The following is a 14,862-nucleotide window of genomic DNA, read 5'->3' on the forward strand; positions in this document are numbered from 1 at the left end:
ATCGTATCAAACATTTTATCTTATCTTTTTAGAAGACGGTTAGTCCCCTTAGTGAACAACCTCCTTTAGTTCATTAGCTCGATAAATTGTAAGGTGTTATGAATAATTTTCGCAACCTGATCGCGCTTGGTATACTCGGATGGGTTAAAATGTGATTTTTCATCACCTGTCATAATGCCCGCTTGAAGAACTCTTTCTACGTCTTTGCTAGCCCACTCAGCAATTTGTCTACTGTCCTTATAGCTATGTATCGTTTTTGAGTAGTCTAATTTTGTTGGAGGAAATGAAGTGTAGTGTAACGCCCGGCTAATCATTGCAGCTGCCTGAGCACGAGTAATATACTCGTTTGGAGCAAATGTACCGTCTTCCTTACCTTGAACAATTCCGGATTCAACTACTGCTACAAGTTCACCCTTTTCGTTAAACCACTCTGTTCCATCTACATCTTTAAACATCTTGTTATGGCTAGTTGTTGTGGTTAAGCTAAGTGACCTGGCTAATAGAACCGCAAACTCAGCACGAGTTGTATAATCATTTGGGGCGTATTCACTACTGTTTTTTCCTTTAATCACATACTTAGACGCTAATTTTTCAATATACCCCTTCGCCCAGTGTTCAGAAGGAATATCAGAAAAGAACACACCGTTGTTTTCAACAACCATATACTTACTGTTTGATCGGCTTTTCAATGTTGCTTGCTTCCCTTTAAATATCGTCGGAATGGCCGTAAAGGTTCCATCCTCATTTAAGCGTACAGCGATCGAGGTTTCTGGATTAAAATCAGTTTCACCCATAATCGTTCGTTCTACATAAGCTGAGAAATTATTAATTTCTATCCTTTCATCACTAGAAATAGCCTCTACCTTGAATTCGATAATATCAGAAGCGGCTTTTAAATTATTTTCCGTTACTACGTTCGCTGTATCCTCCCCAACAAATAGTTGTACACTTATTTCAATATCTTTATGTAGTGCACCTAGTTGCGAAGCTATCTCCTCAACATTTAATTCATTAACACTTAAAAAGTATGATGCTTCCTCTGTTTGAATTTCAATAACAGCGCCGTTGTTTTTATCTTTAATCGCTGTCACCAAATCCAAAGGTAGTTTAACTTCCACAACCTCGTCTTTGCTCGATTTATCCACTTTTACAAATAGCCTGTCCACCTTATCACGATTTTTTAAAGCCTCTTCTATTTTCTTATGGTCGACGCTGACAACTACTTTATTTTTACCAGCCTCGGTTTTTGTTTTCACTATCGCCACTGCATCATTGTTAACAATTAACTCATTTTCTGATGTCCCCTCTTCGGGTTCTGGTGTTTCTCCTGGAGGACTTGGGGTTCCAGTCTTTTCATTAATAATGATCTGCTTTTCTAGATTTACTTCATACGTTTCATCGGAGGATAAATCTCTACTTACAATCCGGACCGATTTCAACTCTACAGCTGACTCACCTAAATCTATCGCTTTGAAATCGAAGGTCGCTAGCGTGACCTTGCCATTTTCCTCTGCAGAGTCACCCAGTTTCGAAAAACTAAAATTTATTACTCCCTTATTTTCATCGATTAGTTTAATTGGTAATCCTGGGATAGCCGTTTTTATCTCATTAACGGCTAACTTGTTTGGATCGTAGTGAAAGAGAATCTCATAAGCAAACAAATTGGTGATACCCTCACCCTTGATGTTAATAGATACCGTTTCACCGTTGTACACTGTGGGTGTAACGTTCATATCAAAAGACGGTGTTTCTTCTGCTTGGGAACTTGTAGGTGATAGATGACTCAGAAGAAAAATACCAATCATTGTTAACACTAATATCCTTTTCAAAAACATACCTTAAATCCTCCAAATAGAATAAGAGGATGGAGCATCCTCTTATTCCTTCATTTACTTACTTTTGACTTTCCTTTGAAGTCAGCAATCTAGCAATAATAACAAAATCTAATAAATCGACTTGACCGTCTACGTTAACATCTGCCATTTTTGCTGATGCCCAATCATCACGATCCTTTGTTTTCGCGTAGCGGCTAGCAAGTTGCGCAAAATCACCAATATCATATCTTCCATTGCCATTCAAATCACCTGATATAACGTGAATCCCAACGCCAATCGCTTCAAAATCAATAACATCACCATGACTATTGCCTAGTTCAAGGTTTGATACCATCATTTGATAATTAGGTTTTGCTGGTGTTAAAACTTTAAATGTTAGTCTGAGTACATCTTGGTTATCATTGATTCCATTTTTTTCACCAAGACTTGCATAAATCAACTCTTTAACTCCCGGAGGAGAATGAGATGTTTCTACACCTTCTAGTGAATCCATTAACTCTTCTACATCCACGAGTTCTAGAGATTTATGATCGTAGTTTAATGTAAAGCCAAATGCGTAAATATCCTTTACATCCTTCATTGATACAAGAACTTCCACCGAATTTTGACCTTCATAAGTGAAAACCGTATCACTAGTAAAAGTAACAGTTGGTGCTACTGGTTCCTCAACTGCGACAATATCTTCTATCATTCTCGGCTTTAGCTGCATCACGCCATTGTACTCAGCTACAATACCTGTCACTTCAACAACATCTCCATTTTCAAATGCGAAGTTGCTAAACATTAGTCCGGTGCGATTATCTACCCGTACCAATACAGAATCTGCCCCTTTTGTGGCAATAAACTCAAATGTCCCATACGTGTTAACACTCTCTAATTCCGAAATTGTCACCTCTTCCATAGCGACGATTTGACCTTCTATCTCTTTACCTACTTCGCCTGGAGAAACATGGAGGGAGGTTGGCATGGTGCCTTCACCAATGACCTCAATACTAGAAAGATTTGAGATTTGAAACTCGTCATTATATATAGCCGTTTTACCTGTTATACGGACGTTATCTCCCATTTTTAAATCATTTTTATTACTAGATTGGAAGACATACGTTCCAGCCGTTGTATCTTGGAGATAGAAACCCGCTCCACCCCAAGCTCCGGGAACTGACGTGACAATTCCTTCAATTGTTACTTCAGCATTTGTTTCCGCCTCGCGTGCTTTGGCAATTGTTACAACCCCTAAATCTTCAGAAGGTTGTCCTTCTACCTCCAGAATACGGTTATCTTTTGTGTAAGAAATAGGTTCTGTAAATGATTGAATGAACGCGACTGTTGCTTCTAAATCCTCCGGCCCGGTAACCATATTTTTCCCAAGCTGGCTAATAGGTAGATACTTAGCACCAGTGGCTGTTGCCATAAAATTATTGGTTGTCACGGTATACGTGGCCTCTTTATCAATAGGTGTTCCATCAGGTAAAAGGATATCGACTACTTTAAGTGTTGCAGAGTCCCACGTATAGCTGAACCCAGCAATGCTATAATCTGGTCCATATCCGGGTGAGATTTGAGCATTCATAATTGTTTCCAAATCTGCCCCTGTAATCTCTAGTTTAACTAAAACATTATTGAACGGTTGAATATTGAATAAGTCATCATACGTAATTGGACCAGCATCAAGATTATCGCGTATTCCTCCGCCATTCATCAAAGCAAAATCACTATCCATTGCCCACTTCATCCCATCTGCTAAGAGATTGCCAAGCGGTGTATCCCCATCATTTGAATAGTCACCCATCATCTCAATTTCTGCTTCTCCCACTACCTCATTTAAGATGGGTGCAACTTGTTCAAGATACTTAGCTAAAATGGCCGCAACTTCAGGATCTGGCTCCATTTCATTTTGATCTGCATAGACAATTTCAGCTGCCTTTTTGACAATATCACCCGTTGCAGGGTCGATTTCAAGATCGACATCGGCAAAAGCTTTGCCGTATTCGTAGGCTTGGACAATTAACTTATTATCTACAACTGCATCAACAACCATATGATTATGTCCAGTAAAGATGACATCAACTTCATCATCTATATTTTTTGCTAATTCTGCAGCATCTCCTATCGCGGTTTCTCCACTTTGTTCCGCAGGAAGGTGGGATAGAACGATAATCGCCTTCACCCCATCAGCTTTTAATTCAGAAACTGCTTGGTTTACCGCTTGCACTGGATTAGTAAAGCGAATATCTGCAATCCCTTCAGGAATAACCATATCAGCCGTAGCAGGAGTGGTCACTCCAATAAAAGCAACCTTTTGACCCTCTACTTCGGTTACTTCATACGCAGGAAGTATAAGCTCACCTGTGTTCTTGTATTCACAGTTTGCACAAAGGTTTGAAAAATTCATACCGTCATAATCGTGTGTTCCCTTGCCTTCTGGATGATCTCCACCCTGTACCATACGTAAAAATTCTTCAGTTCCTTCATCAAACTCGTGATTGCCTACTGTACCAAAGTCAAAACCAATAGCTTCCATTATCTCTACAACAGGCTCATCTTGAAGCAAGGCTGCAACTGGTGAGCTTCCACCAATCATGTCACCCGCATGAACAATAAATGTATTGGGGTTTGTTGCCTCACGTTCCTTCAGGTAGGCTGCGACATAGTCCACACGACCAGAGTTGGCAATTGCTGGCTCTGATATTGAGTAGGTCTGGTCAATTTTCCCATGTAAATCATTTAAACTTAGCAACTGGACAGAGACAAAATCCTTTTCTTCTACAATCGAAGAATACCCATTCGTTTCTGCTTCGATTTCACTAGCAAAGAAGACACGTTTTTCAACTGGTACATCAGCCCAATTTTCAGGATGAACATACTGTTTGGTGTCGGAATTTCCCACAAACCGTAAGAGTCCCTTCCCTTGCTCTCGTGCGCGGAAAACAAAGGGGAGTTCCGCCAAAGGGGTTTCCGGATTCCATATTCCTAATTCTTCCTCTTTTGCTTTCTTCACAGTCGCTTGAAATTGGTCGTAATCTTCCCCATCTCCAACCGGCCAAATAAAGTACGTCGTCGCATAACCCGCTTTGACCATTTCAAGATTTGTATTCAATCCATCTGACTTGCGGATAACCTGAGCTAAAAGTCGTCCATATGCATCGGTCGCTTCTTCGCCAACCTTTAGCGTAATTTCGTCTCCAGCTTTTAATAATGTATTCATATAGTCTTTTGCAGCTTCACCGTGGTACTTCTGGCTTTTATCTGCCTCAGTCGTTCCATTATAATATGTTTCTGCGGTATCGATATTTAGGTAACGGACGTTCGTTGCACCGAGGACTGGTGTCTGAAGTTTAATGGTGTCACCATCGGTCACGCTCGCTACGGTTGACGTGTATTCTCCAGCAGCTGATGGGGCATCGGGTTGTTCAGCTGATAAATGAATATCCGTGGCTTTACGAGGAAGTATTTGATAGGAAGTATATTGGCTAAGAACAGCCGTGACATCATACCATTTTCCCTCTTCCAAGGAACCAATCGCATCTGTTTCTTCCATGACACGTAAGGTTGTACTATTAAGTTCAGCATCGATAAAGGTAACATTGTAGCCTCCACCAGCTGGACTGTTTGGAACACTTTGAACAAAACCTGAGACGTTTACAAGTGAACCTTCTAATGGTTCAACTGTTGATGCGTCTTGCAAATCAGCAATGGTTATAGACTGTGGAATTGGTAGACTTATATTTTCTTCGATAATTTGTATGCCATTCGTAGCGGGAACTACTTCTAAAAGACCGTTGTACTCAGCAAGTTCCCCTCTCACTTCAACTTTTTGTCCTTCTACCAAATTAGGAACTTCAGTATTAGTAGAATATAGATTAATTCCAGCTGTGCCGTCTTGAATATAGGTGGAAAGTTTCCCACCACCTATCGCTGCATTATCAGCGATGACTACACCTTGAACAATAACCTTAGAACCCTTACTTTGTTGACGAGCTTCTGCTATTGTTGTAAGTTCCGGGTCAGGTGGTGGGTTATTATCTTGTCCACCTTCAATGATGGTATAAGAGGATAGACTTTTTAATCCCGGCTTACTAAAGTATGCTTCTAAACTTCCTGTTAGTTGAACCTTAGCCTGGTAGTTACTAGGATTATCAACTAGATTTAACTCAGTTCGAATTGAGTTATTTGGAAGCTGGACGGGTAATAGCTTCAAACTATCGGTTTCATCAGGCGAATCAGCGATAATTAAATTCGTATTAGCTAAGAAAGGTGGTTCCAAATCATTTGTCATTGTGCCAACGATATAACCTTCTACTGTCGCGGTACCCGTATTATTGGCAATGGCATCATTTACAGAAATAACAGCCTCTTCTGCCTTAACCGTAGTGGAAAATACCGAAGTGAAGTTTGAGACAAGAAGAGTAAAAATTAGTACTAAACTTAAAAATCTTTTAAACTTGTGATTTCTCATTGTTCTCCTCCTAAAAGTTATCTTCAACTTTTAATAGTAAAGGGAGAGTATGAACTGAACATTGAGGATTTATGATGTTAATGCTAAATTTGGTTAACAATTACAAAAATAATTTACAAATAAAATACCAGCAGTAGATTATTAAAAATCTACTGCTGGTATTTTCAATTTCCTTCTCTTAGACTGCATGCCTTTAGAACTGACATTAGTTCGACATCTCAACAACTTGTAAAAACTCATCGATCATTTTTGCCATTTGGGCACGTGTGGTTGATTGTTTCGGATTAAAGCTTGCGTGCGCATCGATAATCCCTGCTTGCAACAGTTGATTGACATCAGATTGTGCATAGACACTGATGCGCGAATAATCTTCAAATGCCTTTGCTTGCTTCGATTTATCAAGCTTACTTTCTTTAAACTCGACATACTTCATAGCACGAGAAATCATCGCAGCTGCTTGCTCACGAGTGACAACAGCATAAGGATCGAAGCTGCCATTCTCTTTACCGGTAATAATACCGGCTTCTACAACTGCTTCTAGCTCAGACATAAACCATTCGTCGCCTTTAACATCTGTGAATTTTCCGTTATATTCACTTCTTGCTTCTAAACCAAGGCTTCTTGATATCAACACAGCTAAGTTAATCCGAGTTGTTGCTTGATTTGGCATTACCTTTCCGTTGCTACCTTGAAAAATTTGCTTCGATGCTAGCTTATCAAAGTGTTCCTTTGCCCAGAAGGTTGCCTGTAAATCAGTAAAACTGACTTCCCTTTCAACAACCACGAATATGCCATTGGACATGCTCTTGAATGTGGCAACCTTTTTAGAGAATAGTGTTGGAACGGATGTATAACGACCATCAGCTTCAAGCTTCATCACCGTTGCACGATTCGAATTTACATCCTTTGTTAAAATCTCACGTTCAACATGTGAATTAAAGTGATCAAGTTCAATCTCTTTATCCCCTGCACTTGCAAGAATCTTGAACTCAACAAATTCTGAAACAATTTTCTCACTCGTGCTCTGCGCAATAACTTCTGATCCTTCTACTACATTGACGAAAATGGAAATCATCACATTATCTGCGTCAGCACCAAGTTCTGTTGCGAGTGCTTCGCTGTTAATTTCAGAAGCTGGGAAGCGATATATTCCGTCCCTTGAAGTAATTTCAAACACAGCTTGTTTATTCTTTTCAGTAAGAAGCTTTACGATTGAGGCTGGAATTTTCACTTCCCCTACCTCTCCGGCTTTCTTTTCGATGTTAACTGTCACGCGTTCAACTCCGTCTTGTTTCTTCAACATTTCGGTGAATCGATCTTTGTTTACTGTTGTTGTTACCTTTGTTTTTCCATCCGCTGTTGTCTCACGCTCTACTAGAACGGCATCGTTATCAACTATGACTTGACCTGGTTGTACTCCCGGGTCTGGTGTAGGATTTGGCTGCGGGCTTGGATTTGATGGAGAAGGATTAGGTTTACTATCCATGCCTTTTGTAAATGTCCAAATGTCGGATACCGTTCTCCCTGTAAAGTCGTCTTGTGCTACGACGTACCAAGAATAAAGCTGATTGTTGGAAAGACCGTTCCACTCAAGATCAGTATCACTTCCGCTTTGCACGTTTTCCACTTTACCAATTTCTGTATTTGTGTAAATGTTAACAGCGAAGTAGTCTGTTGCAACTTGTTTTTCTTTGACTTGAAGGTCTAATTCAATAGAAAACTCATCTTTTCCAGGATACTCGTCTGAATTATAGTAATTATAATCATCTAAATATGGTGAATACGTATTAACATTAATTTTATTATTATCTTGGTCGAAATGAAGCAATCGCAAGTATCCTTGACCACCCTCAGGTCCGCCCTGATAGTCAGCAAGCATTTGATAGACTTGACGATCGGCATCACCATCACCATTATCATCAATTTCATCTATTAATGTCTCCGCATCATGATAGTGACCACTAAGAACAGCGACCACGTTTGCATGCGGTTCAACGATTTGGTTATAAATCTTATTACCTAAGGGGCTGCGATTTCCTGAAACTAATAAATACTCATGGAAGCTTAAAATAGCTAAGCGATCTGGATATTCCTTTAAGACATCACTCATCCATTGTATGTCTTCATCGGTAATGCCCCATCCCATATACATCATTATATAGTCATTACCCTTTTCAGAAATTAAGTCGTAATGACCTCGGTTATTTTTATACGAACCACCATAGTATGATTCATTTTCAAACCTGTCTGCACCAAACCACTTATAATATTCTGTGTAATCATCATTCACATAATCAACATCATGATTCCCTGCCAATACACCATACGGAATATCATTGTCGGCAAGTGTTTGCATATACTCATCAGCACGCTCCCATTGGTATACTTGATAGTATTTATCAACTAAATCTCCTGTATGGAAAACATATTTAATTTTCATTTCCTCTTTCATATCAGCAATCCACTCTGTTTGTCTCTCAAAAATATGTGGGTAGCTTTCAGCATAGTATTGAGTGTCTGACATCCATGCAAATGTATAATCATACTCATCTGGTGAACTTGGAATTTCATCTTGAATTAACACATTAATTTTAGAATCTTTGAGAAAATCACGAACTTCAACCTCTGCTGTTAAGTTAAAATCCAAGGTTCCTGCAATTTTGTAATCCACTAACGACCACTTATTCATTTGATGATTCCATGCATACATGGAAACCTTTCTACCTTCTAATGATTTACCGCTCCAGACTAATTCAATGCGGTCATCTTCATCGACCCTATCATCAATCGTGACATCAAAACGATGGTAAGGAAATTGCGTTGTTGAATCAGTTGTCAAATAGTCTCCATCTATTTCGGAAACGCGTGCAATATCATCAGCACTAAATGACTCTTCTCCTTCAGGAACCATAGTTTGTGGTGGTTCAACATCAGTAGAATTTTTAAAAGCTTTCACGTTTTCAAGTCGACTTGCATTATAGTTAAAACCTTGGTAATACGTAACAAGCAAATCATCATCTGTCGGATCGGTAACGTTTACCTTTAAGTTTGGATGACCCTTTACAGAATCCCCGTTTGTTGGTGAAACAAGCACTGGCTTGTTTGGATTTTCATTGACAACAGCGAAGGACACCGTTACTTCTGCCTTGTTTCCAACGGTATCTGTCGCAATGACTGTTAAGTTGTGCTCACCAGGTGAAAGCTGGGAAGACGATGTTTGATAAGGTATTGAAATTTCTTCATCATCTAGCATCACTTGAACCTGTTTGACAACCGTACTTGTATCGGTCGCTTCTACCGTAATAGTAAACTCGCCTTTGTACTCTTTTCCTTCTTCTACATTGGTTTCAATAATAGGAGCTGTATTATCTACCAATACAGTTGAATGTAATTCTTCATCCGCATCCTGAACCTTTACAATATGTTCGCCATCAGAGACATTGGTTGTATCCCATTTGTATGTTTTTGAGTTAGCATGGTCTTCTGAAACCGCAAACGTAAAATGTTCAAAAGGTCGATAGGTCCCGTCATCTCCCATATCAAAAACTTGGTTAGGATCACTTTTAGACTGATCTCTTAAAATCGTGCCATCCGATAAGACTAAGCGTACATTCCGCAAATTATAATCATCACGATTTTCCTCAGATTCCTCTAATTGAAACGGCGATGCTTTATTTCCGGCACGTACTGTAATCACATTGTCACCTAATTCAAGTCGATCTGCTTCAATTGGTATCGTAATCGTTTCCCATTCTGACATACCCTTATCAAAGATGTGTAAAATCTCATCTCCCATTGTGATCCCGTTTTGGAAAAAGGTATTAATCCCACTCACTTCATAGGCAAAATAAGCCGTATGTTCAACTGAATTGTACGTGTTTTCAGTAACTTCTGATTCACCAATAAACAATTTTACATTTTCAGGGGAATCAGTTTGAGAGGTTCCTTTTATTACTTTTTCTCCAGCAAGGATATGACCATTTTTCACATTTAACCGAAGCGTTGAATCGTCGAGATTACTGTTCACCCCGATTCTATAGGTATCACTTGTTACCTCATTCGTCCCATCCGAAACGACAAAGTAATAGTCTACATAGTCCTTGCCGATGATTTCTGCTGAATAAATCGTATGTTGATACTCACTAGCCCCTTTTGGCAAAACGGCTTCAATGTAGTTCGATTGATTATCCATACGATAAAATAAGCGTACTGTTTTTACCTCTATATCATCTGATGCTTTTGCTGCAATTTTTATATTTTCTGATTGGTTTACTTCTGTCACATTTGTCATATTTTCAATAGTAGGATTAATTGTGTCATCCTCGGTTTGAACAACTTGTTTCGGCACTTGGAATGGTTCGACCGCCCCTGGGGTAGCCGCTTCAATTCCACCACTTACCTTAATAAGCTTTGTCGATCCATCTATTGGATACTTATAAATAATCCCTTTATTGGGTTGCGTATCATCAACGTTTGGAGCGTCTTGGTAGTATGAGACGGCAATTTCTTTTTTTGCATTGGTCGCAACGATGAGACCACGCATGGCGGCGTTTGCCATACCTGCACTGTAAATTCGAACAATATCCTCATTTTCAACTAAGTTTACTCCGTAATTCCCATTAAAATCAGCAACGGTTTGCTCACCATTTTGCGAATTAATAATCCAAAATACGAGTGTTTCTTTAGAAGGGACCACAACATCATCTGGTACCGACGCCCATACAACATCTGATGCCGGATCTGATCCATATCGGTAATTAATTTTATAATCTTTAAAATTGATATCCTTATTTGTATTGTTATAGATTTCAACAAACTCATATCCATCTGCAGAGCCTACATTTGTCGAATCTGGTACAATCTCTGTCACAAGAAACTTTGGAACTTTGTCATAATCGATATCCTCTGTCATAACCGCAATTGTATACTCTTCTGTTTTTGTCTCGTTGATCCCATCTGTTGCTTCAAGATAATAAACGAGGTTCGAATGGACATCGGTACCAGGAACTTCAGCAGAATAGGTGTGCGGTTCTTCGGATGTTACACTCATTGAAATCGCTGTGAAATCCTCAGTGCCTTCTTCTTTATAATAAAGTGTTGCTACTGGGACTGCTTTGTCATCCTTGATTGTCGCTTCCACTATTAACGGAGAAAACGCCTCACCGTTGGTAATAGGTATATGGATAATTTCTGGTGCTTCTGTGTCTTTTGAAGGACCTGGCATTGTAATAGGTTTTGTGGGAACTTGAACAGCATCAATTGTTCCCGGGGTTGGAGCAGCTAGCCCATGAAGCTTGTCCATTTTTGTTCCTGACTTTGGATATTTGTACTCAATCCCTGCTCCTGTATTATCATTATCCGTTCCTAAATAAGTAGCATAGTTAATTTCTGTCCCTTCATAATCGTTAATAACAAGAGCACGGTTTCCTCCGTTCGCAAAACCAGGGAAAACATCCTTAAATTCGACAACTTGCTCCCTTGGTAAATCAAGATCAAAGTTTTGATTAAATTCAGTTAAATCAAGATCACCAACATTAAACCAAAATACAAGGGTTTCTTGGGGAGCCATCGTCGTCACAGGTAGTTGAAATTGTAATTCTTTTCCCGTGTCTGTATAAAGATATGTAAATGAGTACTGTGTTAAAGATAATGGTTGATTCGTATTATTATAGAGTTCAAAGTACTCGTAATAGTCGGTCCCTCCGCCCTTTGAATTTGGAGATACTTCCGTAATCAATAACGGTGGAAGGCTATTAAAATCCTCTTCGTCTGATCCTTGTTCTATCCCATCAGCAAGAGTATCACTTTCTGTTTCTTGAGTAGAATCAACGTCCTCTGCAAAAATTGTTTGAGCAGGAAACGCTAAACTTAAATTTGAGAAGATAATGGAGAACGTACAAACAAACAATAGTAATTTCCTTGCTTTTTTTCTTACTTTTTGAATACTCATGTTAACCTCCTGTTTTATTTTATAATTCAACATTCTTCTACAATGCTACAGCTGTTTTGTTAAGTGAATTTGAAATTCATGTAAAATAAATCTTATATTTCTCGTCTATTAAAAATAAAAATTAACACTTCTTTACTCCATTTTAATAAGGACTTAACAATTTTTCTTTAAAGTTAGACAGGTACCGACACTATTCTTAGCGAACCAAAGAAGGAGCAAATTCTATGTACCGTAGAAAACAGAGCATTATTCATATTTGTTTAGTTTTGTTTTTGTCATTATTGTTTTTTCATACTCCAGTAGCAAACGCACATATGGGTTCAATCGGGTATTCGGATGTGACGATAGAAGAAAAACATGTGAAGTATGATTTGTTCTTATTGTCGGATCTTGTTGGGGGTTTACTAAATATTGATAAAAATTCCGATGGACAGATGGATGCAGGGGAAGTCTCAGAATCGACATCAGCGATAGAACAACTTGTAGTCAATCAATTATCGGTGAGAAATAATGGCGTAGAAGGAAGTGTAACGGTTAAGGAAGTCGAATTAACAGAACGCTTTAATTTTTCGATGTTCCATATTGAATTGGACTATCAATTCGATCAACCAATTGAGGAATACCAAATTAATTATCATGTTTTCTTTAATGGAATTGATGATAACCATCAAAACTTCTTGACCGTTGCCAGGGGTGATTATACTGTTGAGCAGTTGTTAACGAAAGATAATCAAACCTTTCAAGGAACAACTAATGTTGAAAACAGTGAGTTCCATGGCGGTGAGGTTCTTGATTTTTGGGATTATACTATCATGGGAATGGAACATATTTGGGCAGGTATTGACCACTTGCTCTTTATTTTTGGGCTTCTGCTTGCAAGGGGAAGCTTCCGTGATTATATCAAGGTGTTGACTGCTTTTACTGCTGGCCATAGTATTACACTAGCGTTAGCAGCACTGGAACTGGTCCTTATTCCTAGCGCCATTATCGAACCTTTAATTGCCCTAAGCATTGTCTACGTGGCTGTTGAGAATATTCGCGCAAGGACATTCAAATGGCGCTGGCTTATCTCATTAGTATTCGGGCTTATCCACGGGTTTGGCTTTGCAGAAATATTAAGTGGAAAGTTAGGAAGCGATTTTATTATCCCCCTCCTCTCCTTTAACCTCGGTGTAGAAATTGGGCAAATTGTTGTGTTAATGGTCTTATTGCCCCTTATCTTATACATTTCAAAAATTCGCTGGCAGCCGCAAATCATTGTTGGTGTTTCAACGATTATTAGCCTCTTTGGATTGTATTGGTTTTTTGAACGAGTGTTCTAAAAACAGCTGAGGAACGATACCAAGCAATGAGTGAGCAAGTCGTTTTGTTTTAAACCCGCTATGAGCGGGTTTCTCATGCGGGCGCGAGACAATCGGGGCCATTGCCGATTCTAGTAGGTCCTATAAAGGTTTGTTTTTCACTTTTTCAGTACCTTCTTCCATAAATTGCTTGAGTTCCTCTTCAATATAGGTTACCAATTCATTCGTTTGGCAGGACGTATTTTCATATGACTTAATCGCAAGAAGCAATTCAACAAGCTTCTTTTGTTCGGGGGCTCTGTTCGCTACTGTATGCATAGAAATCTCTCCCTTCAAAATAGTAAAACGTATAATAATTCAAAATTCTCGACAATAGAAGATGAAATAGAAAGCTCCTCTTCTCCTTTTCATACCCCATTCTAAAAAATTATTAACAAGACGACACAATATTCATTGAAAGAAGGCGTTCATTGTTACGAAGTAAAGTACATAAAAAGCCCTAAACAACTAGACTTGGATGAACAAGCGTGATTGCTTAGGGCTTAACGGAATATAGTCTACCTACTTCTTAAACGTAAAAAGCTTCAAAATAAATTTCGTAAACTCCTCATATGAAGAAAAATACTTATTCCACTGGTTATACCACTTTCGGACCGTTTCTAATACCCAAAAAGGAATAGATTTCCCGTCAATTAAATGATAATACTCATCATACGCCTTTTTCAAATGCTCCCACCGGTAATCATTTCCCGGCTGGATATATTCCGAAACATCAATTATTTTTGCTCTTCCGTTTTGAAGTAATATATTTTTTAAATGGATATCGCGTGGGTTTAACCCCTTTTCACATACATATTTCCGTGCATCCTCGACATCCTTTATAGCTTGCTTTGGAATATGGATACCTTGGAGAAGGCAATCAAAGAAAGTGGCTCCTTCCTCATAACTTAAAACTAGGCATCTATCATACGCATCAAAACATGTAGGAAAGAACGGGGACTGCCCTAATAGGTGATATATACTTTCCTCCACTTTTACTTTTGATGCTTTGTCCTCTGCATACAGTTTAAATGCATACTCTGGTACGGAGAGGGATTGAAATACCGCTGCATCTGTCCCCACACCAATACATTTCAAATCATCCGAGGTACCGCTTATGGTTACAGGTTCATTGTTAGGACTCGAAAAAACAGAAATTCGAGAAAGAGAATCAATGGCTACGTTCCATTTCTTTTCCATACCATCTCTCCCTTCATGGTCCTTTGCTTCATATAATCTTATATTTATATTAACACCTTAAAAGGGTTTAATATATAACTT

General features: G+C 38.9%; 6 protein-coding genes. 1 reads left to right on the plus strand and 5 read right to left on the minus strand.

Annotation, left to right across the window (positions count from 1 at the left end; genetic code table 11):
* Positions 1-65: 65 nt before the first annotated feature.
* From CEF19_RS07705 to CEF19_RS07715, 3 genes are all read right to left on the minus strand, one after another.
* A complete protein-coding gene (locus CEF19_RS07705) occupies positions 66-1,835 on the minus strand; it encodes an S-layer homology domain-containing protein (protein WP_100405561.1) in 1,770 nt (589 codons plus the stop codon).
* A gap of 58 nt (positions 1,836-1,893) precedes the next feature.
* Positions 1,894-6,291 (minus strand): 5'-nucleotidase C-terminal domain-containing protein, encoded by a 4,398-nt coding sequence (locus tag CEF19_RS07710; RefSeq protein WP_100405562.1) that lies wholly within the window; start codon positions 6,289-6,291, stop codon positions 1,894-1,896.
* A gap of 205 nt (positions 6,292-6,496) precedes the next feature.
* On the minus strand, positions 6,497-12,241 hold the full coding sequence (locus tag CEF19_RS07715) for a lamin tail domain-containing protein (RefSeq protein WP_227521946.1): 5,745 nt from the start codon (positions 12,239-12,241) through the stop codon (positions 6,497-6,499).
* Between the two features lie 224 nt (positions 12,242-12,465).
* Here CEF19_RS07715 and CEF19_RS07720 point away from each other — a divergent pair, with 224 nt between their 5' ends.
* Positions 12,466-13,563, plus strand: a complete 1,098-nt coding sequence (locus CEF19_RS07720) for a HupE/UreJ family protein (protein WP_100405564.1) — start codon at positions 12,466-12,468, stop codon at positions 13,561-13,563.
* 120 nt (positions 13,564-13,683) lie between these two features.
* Here CEF19_RS07720 and CEF19_RS23095 read toward each other — a convergent pair whose 3' ends face one another.
* Entirely contained in the window at positions 13,684-13,860 is a 177-nt protein-coding gene (locus tag CEF19_RS23095; RefSeq protein ID WP_157800904.1) for a hypothetical protein, read from the minus strand.
* A 243-nt stretch (positions 13,861-14,103) separates the two neighbouring features.
* A complete protein-coding gene (locus CEF19_RS07725; RefSeq protein ID WP_100405565.1) occupies positions 14,104-14,781 on the minus strand; it encodes a serine/threonine protein kinase in 678 nt (225 codons plus the stop codon).
* Positions 14,782-14,862 lie beyond the last annotated feature (81 nt).

Source organism: Bacillus solitudinis, assembly GCF_002797395.1.
GTDB lineage: Bacteria > Bacillota > Bacilli > Bacillales > Bacillaceae_D > Halalkalibacter_A > Halalkalibacter_A solitudinis.